This window comes from Agrobacterium rubi TR3 = NBRC 13261 (assembly GCF_000739935.1).
Taxonomy (GTDB): domain Bacteria; phylum Pseudomonadota; class Alphaproteobacteria; order Rhizobiales; family Rhizobiaceae; genus Agrobacterium; species Agrobacterium rubi.
This window is the reverse complement of the sequence record NZ_BBJU01000003.1, coordinates 229,022-254,531: the sequence shown is the minus strand read 5'-3', so window position 1 is coordinate 254,531 and position 25,510 is coordinate 229,022. Positions and strand designations below refer to the sequence as shown.

At 58.6% G+C, this 25,510-nt stretch carries 27 protein-coding genes; 12 read left to right on the top strand and 15 right to left on the bottom strand.

Annotated features, from left to right (window positions below; all coding sequences use genetic code 11):
* Nucleotides 1–151: 151 nt before the first annotated feature.
* Complete coding sequence (locus RRU01S_RS02555; RefSeq protein WP_045228657.1) at nucleotides 152–775, bottom strand: DUF1285 domain-containing protein; 624 nt, start codon at nucleotides 773–775, stop codon at nucleotides 152–154.
* Between the two features lie 178 nt (nucleotides 776–953).
* On the opposite strand from RRU01S_RS02555, the gene RRU01S_RS02550 reads away from it, so the two are divergent.
* From RRU01S_RS02550 to RRU01S_RS02525, 6 genes are read left to right on the top strand one after another with little or no spacing between them, the layout of a single operon-like run.
* A complete protein-coding gene (locus tag RRU01S_RS02550) occupies nucleotides 954–1,964 on the top strand; it encodes an AAA family ATPase (RefSeq protein WP_045228656.1) in 1,011 nt (336 codons plus the stop codon).
* 32 nt (nucleotides 1,965–1,996) lie between these two features.
* Complete coding sequence (locus tag RRU01S_RS02545; RefSeq protein ID WP_045228771.1) at nucleotides 1,997–2,917, top strand: DUF58 domain-containing protein; 921 nt, start codon at nucleotides 1,997–1,999, stop codon at nucleotides 2,915–2,917.
* A complete protein-coding gene (locus RRU01S_RS02540) occupies nucleotides 2,914–5,727 on the top strand; it encodes a DUF4159 domain-containing protein (protein WP_045228655.1) in 2,814 nt (937 codons plus the stop codon). Before RRU01S_RS02545 ends, RRU01S_RS02540 begins: the two co-directional genes overlap by 4 nt.
* 1 nt (nucleotide 5,728) lies before the next feature.
* Nucleotides 5,729–7,810: a membrane protein gene (locus RRU01S_RS02535; RefSeq protein ID WP_045228654.1), complete on the top strand. Its 2,082-nt coding sequence runs from the start codon at nucleotides 5,729–5,731 to the stop codon at nucleotides 7,808–7,810.
* A complete protein-coding gene (locus tag RRU01S_RS02530) occupies nucleotides 7,810–8,229 on the top strand; it encodes a GNAT family N-acetyltransferase (RefSeq protein WP_045228653.1) in 420 nt (139 codons plus the stop codon). Before RRU01S_RS02535 ends, RRU01S_RS02530 begins: the two co-directional genes overlap by 1 nt.
* Before the next feature lie 24 nt (nucleotides 8,230–8,253).
* Nucleotides 8,254–9,111, top strand: coding sequence for an MBL fold metallo-hydrolase (locus RRU01S_RS02525; protein WP_045228652.1), 858 nt, complete (start codon nucleotides 8,254–8,256; stop codon nucleotides 9,109–9,111).
* 90 nt (nucleotides 9,112–9,201) lie between these two features.
* On the opposite strand, the gene RRU01S_RS02520 is transcribed toward RRU01S_RS02525, so the two are convergent.
* A complete protein-coding gene (locus RRU01S_RS02520) occupies nucleotides 9,202–9,765 on the bottom strand; it encodes a GNAT family N-acetyltransferase (RefSeq protein WP_045228651.1) in 564 nt (187 codons plus the stop codon).
* Between the two features lie 292 nt (nucleotides 9,766–10,057).
* Between RRU01S_RS02520 and RRU01S_RS02515 the strand changes: the two genes are divergently transcribed.
* Nucleotides 10,058–11,050 (top strand): glutathione S-transferase family protein, encoded by a 993-nt coding sequence (locus RRU01S_RS02515; RefSeq protein WP_045228650.1) that lies wholly within the window; start codon nucleotides 10,058–10,060, stop codon nucleotides 11,048–11,050.
* A 1-nt stretch (nucleotide 11,051) separates the two neighbouring features.
* Here the strand turns inward: RRU01S_RS02515 and RRU01S_RS02510 are convergent, their stop codons facing one another.
* Nucleotides 11,052–11,483 (bottom strand): NUDIX domain-containing protein, encoded by a 432-nt coding sequence (locus RRU01S_RS02510; protein WP_045228649.1) that lies wholly within the window; start codon nucleotides 11,481–11,483, stop codon nucleotides 11,052–11,054.
* A 195-nt stretch (nucleotides 11,484–11,678) separates the two neighbouring features.
* Between RRU01S_RS02510 and RRU01S_RS02505 the strand changes: the two genes are divergently transcribed.
* A complete protein-coding gene (locus RRU01S_RS02505) occupies nucleotides 11,679–12,644 on the top strand; it encodes a metallophosphoesterase family protein (protein WP_045228770.1) in 966 nt (321 codons plus the stop codon).
* Between the two features lie 9 nt (nucleotides 12,645–12,653).
* On the opposite strand, the gene RRU01S_RS02500 is transcribed toward RRU01S_RS02505, so the two are convergent.
* The 6 genes from RRU01S_RS02500 to RRU01S_RS02475 form a co-directional block, all read right to left on the bottom strand.
* Nucleotides 12,654–13,025, bottom strand: coding sequence for a cupin domain-containing protein (locus tag RRU01S_RS02500; RefSeq protein ID WP_045228648.1), 372 nt, complete (start codon nucleotides 13,023–13,025; stop codon nucleotides 12,654–12,656).
* A gap of 74 nt (nucleotides 13,026–13,099) precedes the next feature.
* A complete protein-coding gene (locus RRU01S_RS02495) occupies nucleotides 13,100–13,876 on the bottom strand; it encodes an AraC family transcriptional regulator (RefSeq protein ID WP_045228769.1) in 777 nt (258 codons plus the stop codon).
* A 159-nt stretch (nucleotides 13,877–14,035) separates the two neighbouring features.
* Nucleotides 14,036–15,751, bottom strand: a complete 1,716-nt coding sequence (leuA, locus tag RRU01S_RS02490) for a 2-isopropylmalate synthase (protein WP_045228647.1) — start codon at nucleotides 15,749–15,751, stop codon at nucleotides 14,036–14,038.
* Nucleotides 15,752–16,069: 318 nt separating this feature from the next.
* Nucleotides 16,070–16,312 (bottom strand): type II toxin-antitoxin system BrnA family antitoxin, encoded by a 243-nt coding sequence (gene brnA, locus RRU01S_RS02485; RefSeq protein ID WP_052815907.1) that lies wholly within the window; start codon nucleotides 16,310–16,312, stop codon nucleotides 16,070–16,072.
* A complete protein-coding gene (locus RRU01S_RS02480) occupies nucleotides 16,293–16,562 on the bottom strand; it encodes a BrnT family toxin (RefSeq protein ID WP_045228646.1) in 270 nt (89 codons plus the stop codon). Before RRU01S_RS02480 ends, brnA begins: the two co-directional genes overlap by 20 nt.
* A gap of 13 nt (nucleotides 16,563–16,575) precedes the next feature.
* Complete coding sequence (locus tag RRU01S_RS02475; RefSeq protein ID WP_045228645.1) at nucleotides 16,576–17,751, bottom strand: benzoate/H(+) symporter BenE family transporter; 1,176 nt, start codon at nucleotides 17,749–17,751, stop codon at nucleotides 16,576–16,578.
* A 183-nt stretch (nucleotides 17,752–17,934) separates the two neighbouring features.
* Between RRU01S_RS02475 and RRU01S_RS02470 the strand changes: the two genes are divergently transcribed.
* Nucleotides 17,935–18,609 (top strand): spermidine synthase, encoded by a 675-nt coding sequence (locus RRU01S_RS02470; RefSeq protein ID WP_045228644.1) that lies wholly within the window; start codon nucleotides 17,935–17,937, stop codon nucleotides 18,607–18,609.
* On the opposite strand, the gene RRU01S_RS02465 is transcribed toward RRU01S_RS02470, so the two are convergent.
* Nucleotides 18,606–18,995, bottom strand: a complete 390-nt coding sequence (locus RRU01S_RS02465) for a winged helix-turn-helix transcriptional regulator (RefSeq protein WP_045228643.1) — start codon at nucleotides 18,993–18,995, stop codon at nucleotides 18,606–18,608. The two genes, RRU01S_RS02470 and RRU01S_RS02465, sit on opposite strands and share 4 nt — an antisense overlap.
* 97 nt (nucleotides 18,996–19,092) lie before the next feature.
* Here RRU01S_RS02465 and RRU01S_RS02460 point away from each other — a divergent pair, with 97 nt between their 5' ends.
* Nucleotides 19,093–20,154 carry an SDR family oxidoreductase gene (locus tag RRU01S_RS02460; protein ID WP_045228642.1) on the top strand — a complete coding sequence of 354 codons (1,062 nt, stop codon included), beginning with the start codon at nucleotides 19,093–19,095 and terminating at the stop codon, nucleotides 20,152–20,154.
* 82 nt (nucleotides 20,155–20,236) lie between these two features.
* Here RRU01S_RS02460 and RRU01S_RS02455 read toward each other — a convergent pair whose 3' ends face one another.
* Entirely contained in the window at nucleotides 20,237–20,818 is a 582-nt protein-coding gene (locus RRU01S_RS02455) for an ATP-dependent Clp protease proteolytic subunit (RefSeq protein ID WP_045228767.1), read from the bottom strand.
* A gap of 221 nt (nucleotides 20,819–21,039) precedes the next feature.
* Between RRU01S_RS02455 and RRU01S_RS02450 the strand changes: the two genes are divergently transcribed.
* Together RRU01S_RS02450 and RRU01S_RS02445 are read left to right on the top strand one after the other, a co-directional pair.
* A complete protein-coding gene (locus RRU01S_RS02450; protein ID WP_045228641.1) occupies nucleotides 21,040–21,630 on the top strand; it encodes a HupE/UreJ family protein in 591 nt (196 codons plus the stop codon).
* Between the two features lie 98 nt (nucleotides 21,631–21,728).
* The gene (locus RRU01S_RS02445) at nucleotides 21,729–22,484 is read left to right on the top strand and encodes a DUF2076 domain-containing protein (RefSeq protein ID WP_045228640.1); all 756 of its coding nucleotides are present in this window, start codon (nucleotides 21,729–21,731) and stop codon (nucleotides 22,482–22,484) included.
* Nucleotides 22,485–22,503: 19 nt separating this feature from the next.
* Here the strand turns inward: RRU01S_RS02445 and queF are convergent, their stop codons facing one another.
* The 4 genes from queF to RRU01S_RS02425 all read right to left on the bottom strand — a co-directional run bounded on the left by queF (nucleotide 22,504) and on the right by RRU01S_RS02425 (nucleotide 25,455).
* Nucleotides 22,504–22,968: a preQ(1) synthase gene (gene queF / locus RRU01S_RS02440; RefSeq protein ID WP_045228639.1), complete on the bottom strand. Its 465-nt coding sequence runs from the start codon at nucleotides 22,966–22,968 to the stop codon at nucleotides 22,504–22,506.
* Between the two features lie 3 nt (nucleotides 22,969–22,971).
* Nucleotides 22,972–23,889, bottom strand: coding sequence for a cation diffusion facilitator family transporter (locus RRU01S_RS02435; RefSeq protein WP_045228638.1), 918 nt, complete (start codon nucleotides 23,887–23,889; stop codon nucleotides 22,972–22,974).
* 134 nt (nucleotides 23,890–24,023) lie between these two features.
* Complete coding sequence (locus RRU01S_RS02430; RefSeq protein ID WP_234936002.1) at nucleotides 24,024–24,659, bottom strand: LysE family translocator; 636 nt, start codon at nucleotides 24,657–24,659, stop codon at nucleotides 24,024–24,026.
* A gap of 91 nt (nucleotides 24,660–24,750) precedes the next feature.
* Nucleotides 24,751–25,455 carry a TIGR02117 family protein gene (locus tag RRU01S_RS02425; RefSeq protein ID WP_045228636.1) on the bottom strand — a complete coding sequence of 235 codons (705 nt, stop codon included), beginning with the start codon at nucleotides 25,453–25,455 and terminating at the stop codon, nucleotides 24,751–24,753.
* Between the last annotated feature and the right edge of the window lie 55 nt (nucleotides 25,456–25,510).

Here is a 25,510-nt window from a genome sequence, read left to right as displayed (position 1 = left end):
GAATGGTCCTCATTCCTGTGCTCGTCACAGGAATCTAGCCAGCCCAGTCCTGGGCTGAAAGCCTCTCCACGCTGCGCAGACGCGCAGCAACTGGATTCCTGTGATAAGCACAGGAATGAGGAACATTGAAAGGTCTGCCAGGCGGATAATATCATTTCGACAATTCACTTAATTCAGCTGCTGGCATGATGGCAAACACCTGCCCGCCAGATCGCACGGCAAACATCTCTTTGCCTTCGATTTCAACCACTTCGCCCAGTTCTACCAGATCATACATGACGGCGCGCGACACCAGAGCCTCCAGCCGACCGCGCACGAGAAGGTAGGGCTTCAACTCGCTGTTTTCACCACTGATTTCGAAGCGTAGTGAATGCTCAGGCCCCACTTCCACCACATCGCCCACATTGGTACGGAAGGTGAGCAGCGGCGCACCATCTTTTTCGCCCACATTCATCTCCACCGCGATAAACGGCGCATCGACCACGCGGATGCCGACCTTTTCCACAGGTGTTACGAGATAGGTCCTGCCGTCTTCATCCTTGCGCAAAACAGTGGAAAACAGCCGCACCAGCGGCGCGCGGCCAATCGGCGTTCCCATGTAGAACCATGTGCCATCGGCGCGGATTTCCATATCCAGATCGCCACAGAACTCAGGGTTCCAGCGTTCGACGGGTGCAGGACCGCGCACCTTTTCGCCCGTCTGGTCGGCAGCGCGCGAAATCAGGGCTGCAAGCCCTGCGGCATCCGGTGCGGAATTTATCGTCTCAACCGCCATATTCGAGCCCTGCTTTGTCCATTATTGAGAGTATCGGCATGAGTAACGAGATAGTCATTCCAAGGCTGCTTGTCAGCGGGCAGGATGACAATAAGCTATAGGCAGCACGAAATCCGTCCTGTAAGCGGTAGTAGGTTTGTTAAGACGTGACAGCGGCTTTGGTTTTGAGGAGAGCGATATGGGCATGATGAACACCAGCGAAACCCTCGACGAAAAAGCGATCATCGCTGCTGCCGAAAAAGCGCTGTCCGATATTGCGGCCATCAGGAGCGAAGTCTCCAAGGTCATTTTCGGGCAGGAGACCGTGGTTGAGAATACACTTCTCGCTATCCTTTCCGGCGGCCATGCACTGCTGGTCGGCGTTCCCGGTCTTGCCAAGACCAAGCTGGTAACCACGCTCGGCACGGTTCTGGGGCTCGACGCAAACCGCATCCAGTTCACGCCGGACCTTATGCCGTCAGACATTCTCGGTTCCGAAGTCATGGATCAGGACGAAAGCGGTCGCCGCTCCTTCCGCTTCATCAAGGGCCCGATCTTCGGTCAGTTGCTGATGGCCGACGAAATCAACCGCGCCAGCCCGCGCACGCAGTCGGCCCTGTTGCAGGCCATGCAGGAATATCACATCACCGTCGCTGGTCAGCGCTTCGATCTGCCAAAACCGTTCCACGTTCTGGCCACCCAGAACCCGCTGGAGCAGGAAGGCACCTATCCGCTACCGGAAGCACAGCTCGACCGCTTTTTGCTGCAGGTCGATGTTGGCTATCCCGATCTTGCCGCCGAACGCCAGATCCTGCTCGACACCACCGGAACAGCCTCCGTTGAGGCCCGCCGCATGATCGAGGGCGATCGTCTCATCGAAATCCAGACGCTCATCCGCCAGATGCCTGTCAGCGATAAGGTAGTGGATGCCATTCTGGCGCTTGTGCGCTCCGCGCGCCCCGGCCATGGCAATGCCTTGACGGACAAGAACGTCGCCTGGGGACCTGGCCCGCGTGCCGGTCAATCGCTGATGCTGACGGCCCGTGCCCGCGCGCTTTACGAAGGCCGTCTCGCGCCATCGCTGGACGATATCTTCGCGCTTGCCGAACCGGTTCTCGAACACCGCATGGCGCTGACATTTGCGGCCCGTGCGGAAGGCATGTCCGTTCGCGATGTCATCGCCGCCCTTGTGGAACAGGCCAAGAACTGACCGTCCGCCGTCCAATACGTTAAGGAGTGCATGTGGCATCCATCGGCCAGATCGTAGAGCAGACGCCCGGCAGTGACGTGCTGGCCCGTGCGCGCCAGCGCGCCGCTCTGGTGCCCGATTGCATGGTCGAGGCAAAGCGCATTGCCAACACCGTGACGGCAGGCTGGCATGGTCGCCGCAAGCGGGGCATCGGCGAAAACTTCTGGCAGTTCAGGCCCTATGCCGATGGCGAAAGCCTGTCGCGCATCGATTGGCGCCGGTCCGCGCGCGACGATCATACCTATATCCGAGATCAGGAATGGGAAGCCGCCCACACGATCTGGCTCTGGGCCGATCTGTCGCCTTCCATGATGTTCAAGTCCACCTTGGGCTCTGTCTCCAAGGAGAGCCGCGCCTTGGTGCTGATGCTCGCACTCGCTGAAATCCTGGCCCGCTCCGGCGAGCGCATCGGCTGCCCCGGCATCATGGAGCCGATTTCTGCGCGCAACTCGGCGGAAAGGCTGGCAACGGCCATCATGCATGCGCCCGCAACCACCGGCCTGCCGGATACGGCAATGATTCGTGGTTCCAGCGATCTGGTGCTGATCGGTGATTTTCTGGACGATGCTACGACCGTGATGGAGCGCCTATCGCCGCTTGCCCGCCGTGGCCTGCGCGGCCACGTGGTTGAGATCGCCGACCCTGCCGAAGAAGTGTTTCCCTATAGCGGTCGCACCGAGTTCTCTGACCCCGAGACCGGCGAAAAACTGACCGCCGGTCGGGCAGAAACCATTCGTGACGATTATACCCGTGCCTATTTAGCACGGCGTGAGGCAATGTCCTCGTCGCTTCGTCGCCTCGGCTGGAATTTCGTCTTTCACCGCACGGATCATCTGGCATCCGAAGCGCTGGTCGCCATGCATATGTATCTCTCCGGCACCCCGGCTGGCGGTGCGAACGGAGGCCGCACATGAGCGCCCTGCCCTTCGTTTTCACCAGTCCCTACATCCTGCTCGGTCTTCTCGCCCTGCCCGCCATCTGGTGGCTGTTGCGGCTGACGCCACCGCGTCCGAAGGCGGAAATCTTCCCGCCGCTGCGGATTCTGGCAACGGTGCTGAAACGCGAGGAAACACCCTCGAAAAGCCCGTGGTGGCTGACCTTGCTGCGCATGTTGCTGGCCGCGGCGGTCATTCTCGCGTTGGCCGATCCGGTCATCAACCCGCGCAACAACACGCTGGCGGGCGATGGACCGCTTGTGCTCATCATCGACAATGGCTGGGCCTCCGCCCCAGACTGGGAGCGCCGCGTGCGCACGGCAGAGGCTCTGATCGGCGATGCCGAACGGGCTGAACGCCCAGTATCGATTGCTTTCACCGCAGACCGTGACCACGACGCCGAACCGGGCACGACGGCCGCAGCACTAGAAAAGCTCGCTGCCGCCAAGCCACAGCCACTGGTGCCCAACCGCGTGCGCGCCGCAGAAGCCGTTATCGAGGCCATGAACGGCACCAATCCCGGCACCCTAGCTTATGTCACGGATGGCGTCGCCACGCCTGAAGACCGCGCCGCACTCAGCAGCCTTGCCACCATGCAGGCAGCCGAATTCCGTGTCGTCGAAGGTGATGGACAGGCTGTCACGGCGATAACAGGTGCGGAAAACGGTGCAGAAACCATGACAGTTGCTCTTTCGCGCCTTGAAACCAGCGGGCCATCGACCCTCACTGTCAGCGCGCAGGATAGTCAGGGCCGGGTTCTCGCCAGCGACAGTGCCACCTTCGCACCCGGTGCAGCCGAAACCACTGCCGTTCTCAGCGCGCCCTTCGAACTGCGCAACGATTTCGCACGCTTGTCCATCGACCGGCTATCAACGGCGGGCTCGGTGCATCTGCTGGATGATGGTTTTCGCCGTCGCCGCGTCGCTCTTCTGGCTGGTGAGACCGGCAATGATTTCCAGCCTCTGCTTCAGCCGCTGTTCTATATCAGCCGCGCGCTCCAGCCCTATGTCGATCTGGTGCCGCAGCGGCAGGCGGACCTTGCCGTCGCCATTCCAGAGTTGCTGCAATCCAATCCATCCGTCATCGTCATGGCCGACATCGGTCGCCTGCCGCAGGAAACCTATGCACCCATCCAGCGCTGGCTGTCGCGGGGTGGCACCCTGATCCGCTTTGCCGGTCCACGCCTTGCAGCAGCCCCGGCGGACGATCCGCTGGTGCCGGTGACATTACGGCAGGGTGAGCGCGCGCTCGGCGGCGCCCTGTCCTGGGCAGAACCGCAGCCGCTTGCCGATTTCCCGAATTTCGGCCCCTTTGCTGGCATGCCGAACGCAGACGGTGTTCACATCAACCGACAGGTTCTGGCCGAACCGACGCCCGATCTGTCGGAACGCACATGGGCAAGCCTTGCCGATGGCACGCCGCTGGTGACCACACGCAATGTCGATGCGGGCCGCATCGTCCTGTTCCATGTCAGCGCCGAAGCCAGTTGGTCGGACTTGCCAATCTCAGGCCATTTTGTGGAAATGCTGCGCCGTATCGTTCAATTGTCACAGGTCGGCGGCTCCTCGGCATCCGCCAATGCCCCTGCTGCGGCGCTGCCACCCTATCGTTTGCTGACCGCAACCGGCGCGCTCTCGCCTGAAATCGGCACTGCCCGCCCGCTGGACGTAAAGCCCGGCCAGGCACCCGCTGCCAGCTTCGACAACCCTCCCGGCCTCTATGGCACGGAATCCGGTTTCGTCGCGCTCAACCTGCTTCCGCCGAATGCAACGCTGCGTCCCATCGACACCGCACTCACTGAAACCGCAACCACGCGGGAAGGCCTTGTCGGCGAAGCCGCCAGATCGTTGCGCCCCTCCCTGTTCATCGCAGCCTTGCTGATGCTGTTTGCCGACAGCCTCATCGTTCTCTTCATGAACGGCGTCTTTTCTCGCCTGCCCCGCGCCCGCTCGTCGGCTGCGGCCATTCTGCTGACATTTGCAGCTGGCCTGACGATCTTTGCGCCTGACACGGCCCGCGCCGACGACCCGAAACCCGGTGACGAGGCGATCTTCGAGCGGCTGGACACAACGCATCTGGCCTATGTCCGCACCGGCGAAGACGATGTCGACCGCATTTCCGAACAGGGCTTGCAGGGACTGACCGAGTTCATGACATGGCGCACGACGCTGGAACCGGGCGCACCGGTGGGGCTCGATATTTCCAGCGACGAGCTGTCCTTCTACCCCATCATATATTGGCCGATTTCAGCCACCGCGCCCATGCCTTCCACCGCCGCGATCTCGCGGATCGATGCCTATATGCGCGCGGGCGGCACCGTGTTGTTCGACACACGCGACCAGTTTTCGTCACTCGATGGCGGCGGCAACACCAGCGCCAATGGCCAGCGCCTTCAGGAAATCCTCGCCAATGTCGATATCCCGCCGCTGGAACCCGTGCCGAAAGACCATGTGCTGACGCGCTCCTTCTACCTGCTGAACAATTTCCCCGGTCGCTACTCCGGCAGTCCGCTCTGGGTGGAATCGCGGCAGGATGCGGCAAAGACCACATCGGGCATCTCGTCATCGGGTGATGGCGTGTCGCCCATCATCATCACCAGCAATGATTTTGCCGGTGCATGGGCCGTCGATGCCAATGGTGCGCCGGTGCTGCCCACCGTACCGCCGGACGAGGTGCAGCGCGAACATGCGTTCCGCTCCGGCGTCAACATCATGATGTATATGCTGACCGGCAACTACAAGGCCGATCAGGTGCATGTGCCCGATATCCTCCAGCGGTTGGGGCAATGATATGACACTCACCTTCGCTCCGTTCCTGCCATGGATCGTCATCGCCATCATGGCAATCGCGGCCTTCGTGCTGGCCATCATCGGCCTATGGCGCGGGGTGCGCGGCGCATGGCTGCGCGGGCTGGCGCTTGCCGCACTGTTGCTTGCGATTTCTAATCCGCTTCTGACCAATGAGGAGCGAGACCCGCTTTCGACCATCGTGCCCGTCATCGTTGACCGCTCCCAAAGCCAGGACGTACAGCAACGCCCTGAACAAACGGAGCAGGCGCTGGCCGCGCTAAAAGAACGTCTCGCTCGCTTCCCGCGGATCGAACCGCGCTTTGTGGATGTCAAGAACGATCCCAACAGCGATGCCCCGGCGACCAACCTGTTCTCGGCGCTAGCCGCTGCGGTCTCGGACGTTTCGCCATCCCGCGTCGGCGGCGCGATCCTCCTCAGCGATGGCCAGATCCACGACATTCCGAACGTCACGCCCAATATCGATCAGACGCTGGGCTTCAAAGCGCCCATTCACGGCCTGATCACCGGACGGGCAGATGAGTTCGACCGGCGCATCGAAGTGGTGCGCGCGCCGCGCTTCGGTATCGTCAACGAGCAACAGGAACTGACGCTGCGAGTCTTCGATGACGGTCGCGCACAGGGCGGCCAGGCGGAAGTGACCGTGAAGATGAATGGCGAGGAAATCGCCACGCTGGAAGCGACGCCCGGCCAGCCCCTGCCCTTCAGTTTTAAGGTCCCGCGCGGCGGTAACAACGTCATGGAATTTTCCGTGGCGGAACTGCCGGGCGAAGTCACCACCAGCAACAACCGCGCCGTCCACGTCATCGAAGGTATCCGCCAGAATCTGCGTGTGCTCCTGGTGTCCGGTGAACCGCATGCCGGCGAGCGCGCATGGCGCAACCTGTTGAAATCCGACACCTCCGTCGATCTTGTCCACTTCACCATTCTGCGTCCGCCGGAAAAGCAGGATGGCACGCCGATCAACGAGTTATCGCTGATCGCTTTCCCGACGCGTGAGCTGTTTGTCGAGAAGATCGAGGACTTCGACCTCATCATCTTCGACCGCTACCAGCACCGCGGCGTGCTACCGATCCTTTACTATGATTACATCGCCCAATATGTCGAAAAGGGCGGCGCGCTGTTGATTGCCGCCGGCCCCGAACATGCGGGGCAGGATTCCATTGCCATGACGCCACTCGCCTCGGTGCTACCAGCACAGCCGACCGGCGAAATGCATCAGGCAGCTTTTTATCCACGCCTGTCCGAAGCGGGCAAAAAGCACCCCGTCACACGTGGTCTGGAAGGCTCCGCCGAAGAGCCTCCACAATGGGGCCGCTGGTTCCGCACCGTTGGTGTCGAGCAACCGCAGGGCCAGACCGTGATGCTCGGCGACGGTCAGGACCCGCTGCTGGTGCTGAACCGTCAGGGCGAAGGCCGCGTTGCCATGCTGCTCTCCGATCAGGGCTGGCTGTGGGCACGCGGCTTCGAAGGTGGTGGCCCGCATGTTGGTCTCTACCGCCGCATCGCCCATTGGCTGATGAAGGAGCCCGAGCTTGAGGAAGAAGCGCTGACGGCCCGCGCCAATGGCCGCACGCTGGAAATCACCCGCCAGACAATCGGCGACAATCCCGGCGATGCCACGGTCAAATTCCCCACCGGCAAGACCGAGACGATGGCGTTCACGCAGACAGAACCCGGTCTCTACAAGATCGAGCGCCGCATGGACGAAACCGGGCTCTACGAAATCACCAACGGTGATTTCACCACGCTGGTGCATGTCGGGGCTGTCGATGCACCGGAATTCAAGGCGATGATCTCGACCACGCAACCCTTGCAGCCACTGGTCGATGCGACGAAGGGCAGCATCCACCGTGTCGTGAACGACAATGATCGCGTCGTGCTGCCGGACATCCTGCCCGTACGCGGCGATGTGCGGGTGGCGGATAATGACCGCATGCTCATCCGCCTGACGGATGAAACAGTGCTGAAAGGCGTCAACACATTGCCGCTCTTCGCCGGTTTCGCAGGCCTTGCCGCCCTTCTGCTTGCCTTCTCCGCGCTTTGGTGGCGTGAAGGGCGCTGATGGAACCGCATATTGCTATCAGTGATTCCGACAAGGAAAGCGAAGCGGCCATTCTCGCTGGGCTGAAAGCCTATAATGCCAAACGGTTCGGCCCAAGCGATTGGCGGGGACTCGTCATATCGTTGCGTGATGACGATGATAACATCATCGGCGGGCTGAGCGGCCACACGGCGCGCGGCTGGCTTTACACGTCGCTCCTCTTCATTCCGGAAGAGATGAGGGGCAAAGGTCTTGGACCAAAACTTCTCGATCTTGCTGAAGAAGAAGCCCTTAAAAGAGGGTGCCGAGGTGCCTATATCGACACGATGAATACAGACGCTTTGCGCCTTTATCAAAAATGCGGCTATGTGGTTTTCGGCCAAATCGAGGATTTCGGCAACGCGAATACTCTGACCTATCTCAAAAAATCACTCTTATAAATAATAGCTTACGGAAAACTCTCCATGACCGACAGCAGTTCTTTTGAACCTTTCACGTTCTCGCTGGGCAAGGCCCGCATCACCGCATTGTCCGACGGCATCCTCACGGCACCCATTGGCAGCCTCTACCGCCTGGGCTCCGACCAGCCCACGCCTGAAAAATTTCCGGACGCGCCGGCTGAGCTGTCAGTCAATGCATTTCTGGTGGAAACAGACGACAAGAAAATCATGATCGATGCCGGTTCCGGCGCGCTCTATGGGCCGGCACTTGGCAAACTGAGAGCAGCGCTGGAAACTTTGGGCGTGTCACCAGATGACATCGATGACGTTATTCTCACCCATATTCATGCCGATCACACCGGCGGTTTGATCGCGGACGGCAAGGCCGTTTTCAAGAATGCCACGCTGCATATTGGCAAGACGGAAGCCGCCTTCTGGCTGACGGATGGCGCTGCCGACGCACCTCATGCAACGGATAAGGTCAAGGGTCAGATCGCCCGCGCGCACGACACGATTGATCCCTATGAAACGGAAAATCGCGTCGAACTGTTCGAGGACAATGGTGATATTCTACCCGGTTTCAGCGCAACTTTGCGCGCTGGCCACACGCCGGGCCACCTTGCCATCCGGTTTGATAACAACGGTGAAACGATCGTGTTCATTGGCGATATCGTCCATGGCAACCGCGTGCAGTTTGACAATACGGCAGTGACGATCGATTTCGATTACGATCAGCCAACAGCTGCAACCACGCGCGCTGCTGCTTTCCAACAGGCCGCCGACGAGGGCTATCTTATCGCGGCGGCACACCTGCCCTTCCCAGGCGTTGGCAATATCAGCCGCAACGGCGATCAATATCGCTTCGACGCCTATAAGAAATAGCGAAGAACGCGGCGGCGTGTGTAAGCGCCGCCGCGTCTGAACGTACTCTCAAATTGCTAGTATCGACGCAAAGAGCTGAGTTTCAGGCTATCATGCAGTGGCGCGAAGAGGCTCCACAGCAGCTTCTTCATCGAGAAATGCGATGGATTCGTTACAGTTCCGCCAGCCGATGCTCCCCTTCAACCGCTGATGCGTGTCAGCCGCCAACGGCACGACAAGCACGCGGTTCATATCGACAGGGCCGGGAAAATCCAGTGCCGCATATGCCACCTTCTCGAAACCCAGCGGCATGTAGTACGGCGGATCGCCGATGAGGATGACGCCTTCGGAGCCCTTGCGTCTGGCGGCGGCAATGGCGATGCGCACCAGTTCGCGGCCAATGCCCATGTTCTTGTGCGAAGGCCGCACGGCGAGAGGGCCGAGCATGTGCCCCTTCACGCCGCCAGCCAGAACCGGTGTCATGCGGACCGAGGCAATTGTCTCACCATCGTCTGCGCAGATATAGGAAATCGAGCGGTCGTGCGGGCCCTGCTCGCGGATGCGGGCTGCGGCGCGGGTGTGCCGACCGGGGCCAAAAGCTTCTGCATTGATGAGTTCGATAACGGCGTCGTGAGACGCGTCTTCGGTGAGGTAGACCAGTTCGTGCTTGGACATGAAGGGACCGGAACGTTAAAATACGGATAGGACGATGTGACGGCTGCGCCGGTTAAGGCGTTCGAAGCGTCAGCGTCGTCGGAGCATCCGTGTTGCGGTCATAAAGAAGAATTCCCTCAGAATTGTGATAAACGCGGATATCAGGAAAATTCCGACGCGTCCAGAACAAATACAACCCTCAGCCATTCAATGGTGTGAGTGTGATACGAACGCACTGTTCACGTCCCCAGGGGTTCACTTCCCGCAAAGCCATGCCTTACAGTGCATGCAACAACATGAAGGAGAGCGCGCGATGGGTATGCTGGTTGAAGGTGTCTGGAACGACGTCTGGTACGACACGAAGGAAACCAAGGGCCACTTCAAACGCAGCGCGTCGCAGTTTCGCAACTGGCTGACATCAGATGGCGCGCCCGGCCCCTCCGGCAAGGGCGGCTTCAAGGCTGAGAAGGACCGCTATCACCTCTATGTATCGCTCGCCTGCCCCTGGGCACACCGCACGCTGATCTTCCGCAAGCTTAAGAAGCTCCAAGACTTCATTTCCGTTTCGGTGGTCGATCCGCGGATGCTGGAAAATGGCTGGGAGTTCAAACCAGCAAAAGAACGCACACCCGGCGCAACCGAAGATCATCTCTTCGGCGCGTCCGCCATGTGGAAGGTCTACACGAAGGCAGACCCGAACTATTCCGGGCGCGTGACCGTGCCTGTTCTGTGGGACAAACAGCAGAACACCATCGTCTCGAATGAATCGGCTGATATCATCCGCATGTTCAACAGCGCCTTTAACGGCCTGACGGGATCGACAAGCGATTATTACCCGGAAGCCCTGCGTGCAGAGATCGACCCCCTCAACGATCTGATCTACGACACCGTCAACAACGGCGTCTACAAGGCAGGCTTTGCCACCACCCAGGAAGCCTATGAAGAAAGCGCCACCAAGATTTTCGAGACGCTGGACATGCTGGAAAAGCGCTTGGCCGATAAGCGTTTCCTGCTAGGCTCGCAGCAGACCGAGGCAGATTGGCGGTTGTTCACCACGCTGGTCCGGTTCGACCCAGTCTATGTCGGCCACTTCAAATGCAACATCCGCCGCATCCATGATTACCCCAACTTGACGGGATATCTGCGCGATCTCTACCAGACATCAGGCGCTCCCGAGACCGTGGATATGCGCCACATCAAGGAGCATTATTACCGCAGCCACAAGACCATCAACCCGACAGGCATCGTGCCCATAGGTCCTGAGCTCGATCTGGACAGAGCCCATGATCGGGACCGTTTGGGTTGAACTACCAATAATCATCCGGCTGCACGTCACCCGCCAACTCGGCAAGCCGTCTGCGGGTGGCGGGCGTCGTGCCATCAGGCAGAGTATCAAGTCGGAAAAACCCGCTGTCGCTGATTTCGCGGTCAGGCACCTTTGGGGCGGTTTGCGTCACCTCAAGCCGGTAAAACAGCACATGGTCACGGTTGCTGGTACGGTTGTTGAAATAGACATGAAAAAGCTGCGGCGTGGAAGTGGCAACAAGGTTGCCCTCCTCGCGGATTTCTTTGTGCAGCGCCTGTAACCCGGTTTCGCCGCGCTCCACACCACCTCCCGGCATATGCCAGCCTGAAATATAGGTATGCCGCACCAAAAACACCCTGCCCTCGGCATCGAAACACGCGCCACGAACCCCCATCGTCATCCCACGGCTGAGAAAGAAGAACGCGTGAAGCATGCGTTTGGCAATATTCCGAAGAAACCGCCGGAACCCTTCACCCCGCCCAAGGCTTTCACTCACGTCTCAACTCTCCGTCAACTGGTACCCAATAAACCAGATACTGCTTCACACTTTGGCGTTCAGCGCTTATCCCTTTGAAAAATCGAGGTTTCGCATTGTACGCTCCAACATGGATAGATTATGTCTGAACGCATGTTCAAACTTGCCCACATCTCCGATATCCATCTCGGCCCGCTGCCCAAGCTCACCTTTCGGGAGCTCGCATCCAAGCGCATTCTTGGCTTTGTGAACTGGCGCCTCAACCGCCGCAAGCATCTTTTCAGCGATACGCTGGAAAAGGTGGTGGACGACATGGAAAGCAAGGCGCCTGATCATATCGCGATTACCGGCGATCTGGTCAATCTGGCAACGGGCATCGAAATCCGCGCCGCCGCCGACTGGCTGGAAGAGGTGGGCGATCCGCTGAAGGTCTCTGTCGTTCCCGGCAACCACGATGCCTATGTCCCTGGCGCACACGACAAGGCCATGGCCGCTTGGTACCCCTTCGTGCGCGGCGATGGCGACAAGGAAAACTGGGACGAAGACCGCAAGATTTTCCCCTATATGCGGGTACGCGGACCTGTGGCCATGATCGGCTGCTCGACCTCCATCGCCACCCCACCCTTTTCCGCCACCGGCTATTTTGGCCGCAGACAAGCCCGCGCCACTGCCGAACTGCTGAAAAAGGCGGGCGAAATGGGTCTTTTCCGCGTGGTGATGATCCACCACCCACCCATTCGCGGTGCTGCCTCCACCCACAAACGCATGATCGGTATCCGCCGCTTCGCAGCCGCCATCGGCACTGGCGGCGCGGAACTCGTGCTTCACGGCCACACCCATCTTAACACCGTCTACTGGCTGAACACCCATCGCGGGCGTGACCACACCCCCGTCGTCGGCATCGCCTCCGCCTCGCAAGGCCCCGGCGGCGAAAAACCCCGCGCCGGGTACAATCTCTTCCGCATAGACGGCAGCCCCGGCACCTGGAACGTGACCTGCGAACGCTACGGTCTTAACGAAAAGGCCACAGGTATAGAGCTCGAAGACGTGAGGGTGTTTTACACCAACGGCAGACCGCTGGGCTTCAGCAATCCGGTGGAGCAAGGCGACGACGAATAAGCAACGCGATCAAATCCATTGATCATTCTCAGCTGTGCGGTCTCCGCCGGCATGGCCGGTGTTGAGCACGCCGCGCGGCTCTATCAACAGCAGGTGGACCTCTTTTTCCGCATAGGGTTTGTGTTCGACGCCCTTGGGAACAACGAACATTTCGCCAGCGCCGATCGATACGGCACCATCGCGAAAGTCGATCCGTAGGCGACCTTTGAGGACAATGAAGGTCTCGTCAGTTTCGGGATGGTCGTGCCAGATGAAATCACCCTTGATACGAACGATCTTGAATTGATAATCATTCATCTCCGAGATGACGCGCGGTTGCCAGAACTCCGTGATCTCAGAGAGTTTGTCTGAAAAGTTGACCGCCTGATAGTCTGTGTCCATTGCCTGATTGCTCCATTTTTCAATGAAAGCAGGTTAGGCGCTCCGCCATCTGGAATATTGAAGGATCGTGCAGCTCAACGCGTTTTCAATGTCATCTTGCGCCACTGCGCGGGCGTCATGCCGAAGGCCCCGCGAAAATGCCGGGTCAAATGGGCTTGGTCGGCAAAGCCTGTATCAAGCGCCACCTGAACAAGCGGTTGCCCCGCCGTGATCCGCGCCTTGGCCTGGTCCAGACGCCGCAGGATGAGGTATCGGTAAGGGCTGGTGCCAAACACACGTCTGAAATCGCGCGACAGCTTCCATCGATCCTGACCGGTCAACATCTCCAGTTGCTCAAGGGAAATCAGTTGGTCGTTGGAATGGAGAAGATAATCGCGGGCGGTGTCTGTGGCTCGATAATCAGGCGCCGACAGGGCACGGCGGTTGGTTGTCGGGGCCGCAGCTTTCAATGCGACGGAAATATCATAGACGGCATCATCATATTGCAGTGTCTCCAGGGGTTCGCTCATATGAGCGAAAATCCTGTCAATCGCATTCAGCAACTGCGGATGGCTCGTGACCCCACCGGCTATAAATGGCAGCGAATGACCATGCCCCAGCGCATTCTGCACAAGAAGCGGGTCCAGATAGATCATCTGGTAATGGAAACCATCTTCCGTGCCTGCCTGCCCGTCATGCAATTCGTCCGGGTAAAGCACCATCACAGTGCCGGGAAGCCCGGCGCTGCCCTCGCCACGATATTGAAATCGCTGCACGCCGGATCTCGTACGCCCTATGGCATAAGTATCGTGTCGATGCGGTTGATAGGCTGGACCTGAGAAAAACGCCTCGATCCGTTCGCAGCCTTTCATTCCCGACGCGAGATTGATCCACCCCGATGCGACGGGGTCAGATAAATCGCTGACGACACCCAATCCCGACTGCACAGGCGACCGCTCCAAATCTTTCTACAAGAAAACGACCTCAGCAGAACGCGTCTGCTGAGGTCGATAAAGGTGACCGAGGCTTGATCAGCCCTTCGCCGCCCGCTGCTCCAAAACCCGGTTCGCAGCAGACACAATCGCCTCCAGCGAAGCAGCCACGATATTCGTATTGATCCCTGCGCCAAACAGCTTGCCGCCGGGGTGCTCCATCTCGACATAGGCGATGGCCGACGCGTTGGAGCCGTGTTGCAGGGAGTGCTCGGAGTAGTCATTCACCGACAGGTCGATGCCGAGGTAAGTCGACAACGCATTGATGAAGCCATCGATCGGACCAGTGCCCTTGCCCTCGATACGCTTGATCTCGCCATTGTCGGTAATTTCCGCCGCGACAACGCGCACGCCCTTATAGTCACCCGCTGGATAGGTGTGGTGATCAACAAATTTCAGTCGGGCGCTGGGCTGGGTCACGTATTGCGCGATGAAGTGCTCGTGGATGCGCTTGGCAGGCAGCTCCACGCCTTCCTCATCGGTAATGCGCTGGATTTCCTCGCGGAATTCCACCTGCAAGTTGCGCGGCAGGTTGATCCCGTAATCCTGCTGGAGAATATAGGCGATGCCGCCCTTGCCGGACTGCGAGTTGATGCGAATGATCGCCTCGTAGGAGCGACCGACATCCTTCGGGTCGATGGGCAGATACGGCACTTCCCACACAGGATGGTTGGCTATCTTGATCGCCTTCATACCCTTGTTGATCGCATCCTGATGCGAGCCGGAGAACGCGGTGTAGACCAGTTCACCCACATAGGGGTGACGCTCTGGGATCGTCATTTCGTTGGAATACTCATAAACCGACTTGATGTGTTCGATATTGCGGCAGTTGAGTTCCGGGTCCACACCCTGCGTGTACATGTTCAAGGCCAGCGTCACCACATCGACATTACCCGTGCGCTCGCCATTTCCGAACAACGTGCCTTCGACGCGGTCTGCACCGGCCATCAAGCCCAGTTCCGTGGCGGCGATGCCGGTGCCACGGTCATTGTGCGGATGCAGCGAGATGATGACGTTTTCGCGGTTGTCGATGTTGCGGCACATCCATTCGATCTGGTCGGCATAGATGTTCGGCGTTGCCATCTCAACGGTAGAAGGCAAGTTGAGGATCAACTTGTTCTCAGCCGTCGGCTTCACCACCTCAACGACCGCGTTGCAGATTTCCAACGCCACTTCCAGCTCCGTGCCGGTGAAGCTCTCCGGCGAATACTCGAAGCGATAACCGCCACCGGCCTTGGCGGCCATATCGGTGATCATCTTGGCCGCATCGACGGCAATCTGCTTGATACCAGGCACGTCTTTGGCAAACACCACGCGGCGCTGCAATTCAGAGGTGGAATTGTAGAAGTGGATGATCGGGTTCTTGGCACCTTCCAGTGATTCGAAGGTGCGCGTGATCAGTTCCGGGCGGCACTGCACCAGCACCTGCAAGGACACATCTTCCGGCACACCGCCCTGCTCCACACACCAACGGGCGAAGTCGAAATCCGTCTGCGAAGCGGATGGGAAACCGATTTCGATTTCCTTGAAACCCATTTCCAGCAGCAGCTTGAACATGCGCGCCTTGCGGTCATGCCCCATGGGGTTGACCAGCGACTGGTTGCCGTCACGCAAATCGACCGAACACCAGATCGGTGCCTTGTCGATGGTTTTCGAGGGCCATGTGCGGTCCTTGATGTCGATGACGGGGTATGGGCGATACTTCACGTTCGCGTCCGGCATGCCCTTGGAAATCTGAGAGGTCTTGGCGTCCATAATCTTGCTCCTTCCACGCATCGCGGCTGAAAAAGCCTTGTGCTAATGCGCGCCCAAACGGGCCTTAAATCCAGTATAAAGTGAGATTTCGAGTTGAGGAGCGTTCGCACCAGCGGGCTTTCGGCCGCCGGGCGCTCCTCACTGGACCCGGCAACCGCGTGTAAGGTCGAGGCTAAGAAGCGAGAGTGCACCGCATGCGCAAGCCTTAGCAGAAATCTGCGCGCTCATGCCTGATATGGTTGCGGTGCGAATGGTCATAACAATTTCTATAAACAGCGGTTTTGAATCTGGCAAGTAACCTTGCCGTCTTTGTTGCGCCTATTTTGAAGAGGAAAAATTCTCGGCTTTTTCAGATATCCACTCCGCCAGAAGCGTTTGGCGTGTCACACCCAAACGCACGGCTTCCGCATCGACCTTGAGCAATATGGACTTCGGCAGATCAACATCGGCATGCACCAACTCCAATCCTGGACGCGTTGACTTGGACCAGTCGACATAGTCGCTGACATCCTCGCCATCATCGAACCTTCGATCCAATTCTTCAGCGCTGATTGTTTTCATAATTCTGTTTCTCCGCGTTTCTGGAACGCCTTACAGAGATGATCCGCACACGGTCTTCCCTATAAGTATAAATTGCACTCCAGCATCGTCCATGAAGCTGAGCAATCATAATATACCGCTCCTCGCCCTCCGTTGCGAGAGGAGCAGTGATTCTTTTCTCATCCCGCCACAAACCCTGCGCTTCCATGAAGTCTATGCCGTGCTTGTCTTTGTTGCTGGCGCTTTTGGCCGGGTCGAACTCAAATTCCATGGATGGCATAACCTTAACGCTTCACCACACGCTGCAGAGCCATCATCAACCCGCCGCCAAGCAAGCCCCAAAACGCACCGGAGATGCCACCAAAGGACAGGCCAGATGCTGTAATGAGAAACGTTATCGCTGCGGCTTCGCGGGTTTCAGGGTCTTTGAACGCGGCGACCGCTGAACCGGAGAAAGCTCCGACCAGAGCAAGTCCTGCAACCGCCTGAATGAGAATAGGCGGTGCCAACGCCACGAAGGCCGTCACCACGCCTGCCAGAAGGCCGAAGATCACATAGCCAACACCACTGATAATCACCGCCCAATAGCGGCGCTTGGGATCAGGGTGAGCATCTTCGCCCGCGCACATGGCGGCAGTGATGGCGGCGAGGTTGACGGCGTGGCCGCCGAAGGGGGCGGCGAATAGCGAGAATATACCAGTGGTTGCGAACAATTGGCCCGGCTGCGGGTCGTAATTGTTGACTTTCAGAACGGCGATGCCGGGAATGTTTTGTGAGGCCATGGTGACGATGAAAAGCGGCAACGCGATGGAGATAAAGGCTTGCAGGTTGAACACCGGCATGACGAATTCCGTCGGGGGTGCCAGCGATTGAGCAATGCTGTCCAAGGCCCCTGCGGGAATATCGACGCCGAAGATCATGACCAGTACGAAGGCGGCAAGGGCCGCGGGCACGGCAAACAGGCGCTTGAACGCACCGACGATGATCCATGCCAGAATGATCGGCAGACCGAGCGCTGGGTTGAAGCCGATGGCTTTGATGGGCGCGAAACACAGGCCGATGATGACGCCCGCCAGCATGGCATTGGCCAGCGGCGTGGGAATGGAGGCAACCGCCCGCCCTAGTGGTTTGAACAGACCGGCGATGATGATCAGCACCGCGCAGATGATGAAGGCACCCACGGCAGCGGAAAACCCACCTTCTATCACCCCCGTCGCCGCCAGCAGCGCGCCGCCCGGCGTGGACCATGCAATGCTGATCGGAAGTCGTGTCATCGCCGAGAGAACAATGGCGCAGAGACCGACGGACACCGACAGCGCCATCAACCCGGATGCCGCCTCGAAATCCGTCGCACCGACACCCTTCAAGCCTTGCAGCACCACGGCAAAGGAACTGGCAAAACCGACGAAGGCCGTCAGCAGGCCCATGAACAGGCTTTGGAGGGAGAATTCTTTTAACATGGTTGGGGCTCTGGCACGGAGAAATGGCAATCATCATTGCAGATCAAAAAACACTCTCGCTGGCAAGGTTGCTTTCGCTAGTGAAGGTACTCGCGCATGACTTGTGCAAGGTCTGCGCACCCTGCCCTGTTGTTCTCGCCATCCCGCACGTGTAAACCGCAGCATCAAACAGCGAGATATCAAATGCTTCCTTGGATAGAACTGGACCGTGCGGCCATTCCCGGCGATGGCACCGAACTGCGCCTGAAGCAGCGCGGCCAGGAATTTTCCATCATGCTCGGTTCAAACGAGTTGATGAACAGCCGCTTGAGCGGCTCGGAAGAAGCCTTGGCGACGTTGTCCTGCGAACGTATCGCGGGGCGACCGAACCAAAGCATGCTGATCGGCGGGCTTGGCATGGGCTTCACCCTGCGCGCGGCCCTCGGCGCCCTGCCTTCGGGCGCCCGAGTCACCGTCGCTGAATTAGTGCCAGCGGTTGTGGAGTGGGCGCGCGGGCCGATGGCGGAACTGCATAAGGGTACGCTGGACGATACTCGCGTTGATATTCATCTTGGCGATGTCGGCGCGCTCATTCGCTCGAAAAAGGCTGCGTATGACGCCATCCTTCTGGATGTCGATAATGGACCGGATGGCCTGTCGCGTCCTTCGAATGACAGTCTTTACGATCGGGAAGGACTGGAAGCAGCGAGAACAGCCTTGCGCCCAAAGGGCATCCTCGCGGTCTGGTCATCGGGGCCGGATGCTGCTTTCACCCGCCGTTTGCGGCAGGCCGGTTTCGCCACCGATGAGGTCAGCGTTCGTGCCAATGGCAAACGCGGCGGCGCGCGCCATACGCTGTGGTTGGCATCCAAGGCTTAGGAGCCATTCTGCCGCCTTGAGGTCGAGCGTTCGCCAAGAGCATCCAGCGCATCGGCATTGTCCCTGCCCCAGGCATAGAGCATCTCCACCGGTTCGATGAACCGGTTTCCCAGCGGCGTCAGGCGATACTCTACGGCGGGCGGCCTTGTTTCAAAGACATGGCGCGTGATCAACCCTGTGCTTTCCATGTCCCGCAGCGTCTGAGTCAGCATCTTCTTTGAAATGCCCGGCAGGCTGCGTTCCAGCACGCCAGTGCGTGCGGCACCATGATGGAGCTTGTGCAGCGCATGCAGAATCATGCTCGTCCATTTGGTCGAGAAGAGTTCGAGCACACGTCTGGGCGCGCAATCCTCGCGCCATTCGGCTTCGTGGCTTCCCGGCTTCATCGTGGTCACCCTTTGGTATCCATGTCCCCAATCAGTGCCATCTACACTTAGGCACGCAGAATGCCTAGTTATGTCTCAACAAAAAAGGAGCAAGATCATGGTGAAAACGGCATTGGTCGTCGGCGCAAGCGGTATCGTGGGCAGTGCTACTGCCAATCTTTTGCTGAAAGAAGGCTGGAGCGTTTACGGACTTTCGCGCAAGCCCGGCACGCAGGAGGGGATAACCCCGGTAGCCGCCGATTTGCAGGATGCAGCGGGAACAGCAAAGGCTCTGGCAGATGTTCGCCCCGACGCGGTCTTCATCACCACATGGGCGCGGCAGGATAGCGAAGCGGAAAACATCCGCGTCAATTCCGCCATGGTGCGCAACCTGCTGGATGGTTTGAGCCCCGGCAAATCCACCCGCCATGTGGCGCTGGTCACCGGCTTGAAGCACTATCTCGGCCCGTTCGAGGCCTATGGCAAAGGCACGCTGCCACAGACTCCGTTCCGCGAAGAGCAGGGTCGTCTGGATGTCGAGAACTTCTATTACGCACAGGAAGACGAAGTTTTCGCCGCTGCCAAGCGCGATGGTTTTTCGTGGAGCGTGCACCGTCCCCACACCGTCATCGGCCAGGCCGTCGGTAACGCCATGAACATGGGCACGACGCTAGCGGTCTATGCCACCATCTGCCGCGAGACAGGCCGCCCCTTCCGCTTCCCCGGCTCTGCTGCTCAATGGAACAGCCTGACAGACATGACGGATGCCAATCTGCTGGCCAAACAATTGCTATGGGCCGCAGAAACGCCAGAGGCGAAGAACGAAGCTTTCAATGTGGTCAACGGCGATGTCTTCCGCTGGAGCTGGATGTGGGGTCGTATTGCTGACTGGTTCGGCATCAAGCCTGCACCGTTTGACGGCACGGTTGTTCCGCTCGAAGAACAAATGGAACACGATTCCGGAATTTGGAATAAAATTGCCCTACGCGAAAATCTGGCCGAGCCGGAACTTACCCGTCTTGCATCGCCATGGCATACCGACGCCGATCTGGGCCGCCCGATCGAGGTCGTCACCGACATGGGCAAAAGCCGCCGTCTGGGCTTCAAGGAATATCAGCCAACGGATGATGCCTTCTTTGCCCTGTTCGAGACGCTGCGAAAGAACCGCCTCATTCCCTAAGCGTAAAAACCTTTATTCAAAGCAATAAAAAACCCGCATCGGCCATGCCGATGCGGGTTCAATAACGAAGTGAAACAGAGCCTTAGATTTCGCCCTGCGACGTGACGATCTTGCCGACGAGGCCATAGGCCACGGCTTCTTCCGCACCCAGCCAGTAATCGCGATCGATATCCTTGGCGATCTTTTCTTCCGTCTGGCCTGTGGCCACCGAGAAAATCTTGATCAGGCGCTTGTTCATCTTGATGATTTCGCGCGCCTGGATTTCGATGTCGGACGCCATACCGCGTGTACCGCCGGATGGTTGGTGCAACAGGAAGCGTGTGTTCTGCAGGCAAACGCGACGCTCTTTCGGCACCGATACGTAGATCAGCGCGCCAGCGGAAGCGACCCAACCCGTGCCAATGATCCAGACCTTCGGCTTGATGAACTTGATCATGTCGTGAATGCTATCGCCGGATTCGACGTGGCCGCCGGGCGAATTGACGTAGACGCGGATATCTTCGTCGCTGGCTGCGGCAAGGGCCACGAGCTGCGTGCAAACCTTCTGCGCCAGTTCCTGCGTGATACCGCCATAGATGAAGATCGAACGCGACTTGAAAAGATTCGCTTCCGTTTCCTTGCCGATCGGCAGTTCCTTGCTCTTGTCGTCTTCGTCTTCGTTCATGTGGCGGTCTCCAACGTAATTCATTACCTACCGGACATAGTGTGATTTGTTTCGTAAAACAATGAGCGAAAAAGACAAGGCGCGGAACTGCTTAATAAACAGAGCACCGGCAAATGACGCATGGACAGTCTGTTTGGACTTGCGATATCGTTAATTGCGCGACCCCATGGGCGACCCAAGCGCCTCTTCAGCCGCGCCTGTAAAAATTTCGAGAGGGAACAATGTTCAAAAGACTTTCACTCGCCGCAGCAACGCTTGGCATCACCACATTGCCAGCCTTCGCCCACCTGAACCCGGAAGAACACGGCTCCTTCATGGCCGGATTTTCGCACCCGCTGTTCGGTGCCGACCACATCCTTGTCATGGTCGCCGTTGGCATCTGGGCGGCACAGATTGCCGTATCCAGAGGTAAGGACAGAGCGCTCCTCATCATTCCCGCAGCCTTTGTCGGCACTATGGCCATCGGCTTCCTGCTGGCGCTAGGTGGCATCGAGTTGCCCTTTGTCGAACCGGCGATCCTTGCCTCCGTCATCGCACTCGGTCTGCTGGTCGCCATGGCGACACGCGTTCCCGTTAGCGTTGCCGCTGCCATCGTTGGAGTCTTCGCGCTCTTCCACGGCCATGCCCATGGCGGTGAACTGGGCAGCGCGGGCGCGCTTCAATTCGGCGTCGGCTTTGTGATCGCGACCGCATTTCTGCATCTTGCCGGTATTGCGCTTGGTCTTGGCATTGCCAAGCTGGGAACAATTGCTGGGCGTATCGTCGGTGCGCTGACGGCACTGGCTGGACTGTCGCTCGCCTTCGGCGGCTGAGCAACCTTACAAAAATGTAAGAAAATGCGGCTTTCAAAAGTCGGATTTGAACCCTAACTCCTTGGTGTGCGTTTCTCGACACGCCAAGGAGGCAAACGATGTCACCAGAAGAAACCCAACTGCTCAAATCCCTGTTCGACAGGGTCAAGTCCGCATCCTCCACGCCGCGCGATGCGGACGCGGAAACACTGATTTCGCAAGCTGTAAGAGATCAGCCCGCCTCCCCCTATTATCTGGCACAAGCCGTTATCGTGCAGGAAAAAGGGCTGGAAGCGGCAGCGGCGCATATTCGCCAGCTGGAAGAGCGCATCCACCAGCTTGAAAGCGGCAACACGGTGCCACAACAGGCACAGCAAGGCGGCTTTCTCAGCTCCATTTTCAGCGGCAGCCAGCAGCAGGCACCAGCACCTACGCCAGCTCCAACCTATCGCAACGATACATCAGGCCAAACGCAGGGCCCTTGGGGGCGAAGCAATGATGCGCCGCAACCCACTGGCCCATGGACTGGCCAGCAGCCATCCGCATTCGGACGAACCGGCGGCGGTGGCGGCGGCTTTCTGCAAGGTGCACTGGGAGCGGCGGCAGGCGTAGCTGGCGGCATGCTGCTCGCCAATTCATTAAGCGGCATCTTCTCCAACCATGTTGCGTCGACAGGCTGGGGGTCCGGCATAGGTGGTGCTGGAACCGGTGCAGCCCCGGTGGAGGAAACCGTCATCAACAATTACTATGGCGATGACGACAAGCCTCAGCCGGATGCCGACAATGGCGGCAACGATGTACAACAGGCAAGCTACGACGACGACAATAATGACGACGCCGACTTCGATTCAGGTGACGGTGATTCCTTCGTCTGAGCTTTGATTTGCCGGGGGGTCAGCCGCGACCGCGATAGGTCGCGACACCCTGCTCAGGTAGCCAAACGCCTTCAGGCGGTGCGCCCGTCTGCCAGAACACATCGATTGGAATGCCGCCGCGTGGATACCAGTATGCGCCGATGCGCAGCCATTTTGGTGCGAGCAACTCGACCAGCCGCTTGGCGATATAAACAGAGCAATCCTCGTGGAACGCGCCGTGATTGCGGAACGCATGCAGGAACAGCTTGAGCGACTTGGATTCCACCAGAAAATCGCCGGGAATATAATCGATGACGATATGGGCGAAATCCGGCTGGCCCGTCATGGGGCAAAGCGACGTGAACTCGGGTGCGGTGAAGCGCACCACATAATCGGTCCCGGCATTGCCGTTCGGCACTTTTTCCAGAACAGCTTTTTCCGGACTCTCAGGCGATGCGACTTGCGCGCCCAGTTGCGACAGGCCGGAAACATCCGTAACTGACATCTTTTAAACTCCTGCTTCTTGAAACTCGACCCGAACGCCATGCGCCTGTTCACTTTCAGGCTCCACATGGATGGCCAACACGGCACCGGGCACGGCTTCCTTTATGGCATCTTCCAGCCGATCGCAAATCTCATGTGCCTGCCCGACCGAAAGAGATGCCGGAACCACAACATGGAAATCGATAAAGGCGACGGCCCCCGCCCTGCGGGTCTTCAAATCATGCACATTGAGAATACCAGCAGAATTCTCCGCAATCGCCTTCTTGATCGCCTCATCCTCTTCCGGCTCCACGGCACGGTCCATCAACCCGCCCAGCGAGTGCAAAATGACCTTGGACCCCTGAAACAGAATGTTGATGGCAACAACGATGGCGAGGATGGGATCAAGGATGGCATAACCGGTCGCAATCGCCAACACGAGACCTATGAGAACGCCACCCGACGTGACGACATCCGACATGATGTGTTGGCCATCCGCCAAAAGTGCCGGTGACGACTGCTTCCTGCCCACTCGGATCAAGACTGTGGCCCAGATGCCGTTGAGAATGCCCGCGAAAGCATTGATAGCAAGACCAAGTGCTGGCGCTTCCGGCAGATGCGGCGCCATCAGGCCGCCCCACGCTTCCTTGACGATCAGCAGTGCGGCGACGACGATCAACACACCCTCGACCACTGCAGACAGATACTCCGCCTTGTGGTGCCCGAACTGATGATCATCGTCGGCAGGCTTTTGTGCGTAACGAATGACGAAGTAAGCGATGAAGGCCGCGACCACATTAACGGTCGATTCAAGACCATCCGACAGCAGCGCCACGGAGCCTGTGACCCACCACGCCAGAAGCTTCAGCCCCAATACCGTTATGGAAAACGGGATGCCCCAGAAAGCAAGCTTTCTGACGAGCGCGTGACCCTGTTCGTTCATGACCTGTCCCCGTGCGGTTGCGAATGAATTGCAGAAATGGACCCCAAAACGCATGAACCGCCCGCACGAGGACTCGTGCAGGCGGTTCATATGTGCGGCTTCTATGATTTAAAGTTGGGGCGCGGTCAAGGGGGTTACACCCGTGTCATCAACAGCTTGATACCCGCAAAGCCGAAAAACAGCGCCAGCACCGACTCGATGTAACGCTTGGAGCGCTGATAGATACGAATGGCCGGTGCTGTGGAAAACAGCAGCGCGTAACCGCAGAAAATGGTCACGCCCAACACACCGCAACCGCCGATGATGGCGATGAGTGTCGAGGCACCGGCGCCGGGCTTCAGACCCAGCGACATGATGGCGATCCAGCCGAGGATGGCCTTGGGATTGGTGAGGTGCAGCAGCAATCCACGACGGTAGAGTTGCAGATACTCGGAGCGGCCAACCACCGGCGTCTGTACGAGCGTTTGCGCAACGGCAGGCGAAAACGCCGAGCGAGCGGACTTGTAGGCGAGGTAGAGAAGATAGAGGCCGCCAGCGATCTTGATGACGAAGAGCGCATTGGCATAGGTCGCCAGCACGGCGGAAAGGCCGGTGGCCGTTAGCGCGGCCCAGAAAAGTGAGCCGGTGATGATACCGATGGCCAGAACAACGGCGGGCGTGCGCCCACGGCTCATGGCGACGCCCATGATGGTCATATTGCTGGGGCCGGGGCTGGCCACGGCGATGACATAGGCAATGTAGACCAGTAATAGCTGGTGAAAGTCGATCATCGGCTTCATGTCCTAGAAACAGAAATGTCAGAATAATCAGACAATTGGAGCAACGAAGATGACTTTGTCAACTCCGAGAACGTACAGGAATTCAGGGCGCGGGGACAGACTCTGAAAGGACTGAGGTGTTATTGTGAAGTCGCAGCGAGGTCGTCAGCAACGGCGGCAGAGGCGTCCACCATCCAGTGCGCAAACCCGCGTTCCGCAAAGCCGCCGCCGTCCAGGTGTTGCAGCCCATCAGCGCGTTGAAATATCCCACCGCTTCGAAAAAAGCGTCGTCCCTTCCGTAGGATTGACCAAGCAGCGGAACAGGTTTTCCCTGCGGCCTGGCAAAACTGCCGAGAATGAAATCCAGCAATTTTTGATAATCTATGCTTGAAAGATTGAGCGCGGCGACACCCGAATCGGCAAGCGGAATATCCCCGGCCAGCGACACATGCATGACCGACCGGTCGAGCGTGACACCCTTCAACAGCGGAAGCGGTTTAAGGTCCGCCCATGTCGGCGTCTGCGTGTAGAAAGCTCGCCCACCCCAGCCGAAAACGAGATAACGGACACCGGGATAATCGATATCGAGATTTCCGTCGCGTAGAAATGCAAAACGCGTCAGAAGCTCGACATCGACAGGCAGGGCGATGTCGGTGTGGATCGGGTTGCTGAGAATAAGAACGCGGTGGGCAGTGATGTCGGCGCCATCAGGATGGTCGCTGATGAACGGTCGTGGCAGCAGCGTGCCGGCAGCAACGCCCAAGAAAATCAAAGCCAAGGCAATGCATAGATATTTGAAAAACTTCACTCTGCATCACCGGCTTTCTTATGAAAACGGCGGCGCCTCATAACGCCACCGGTAT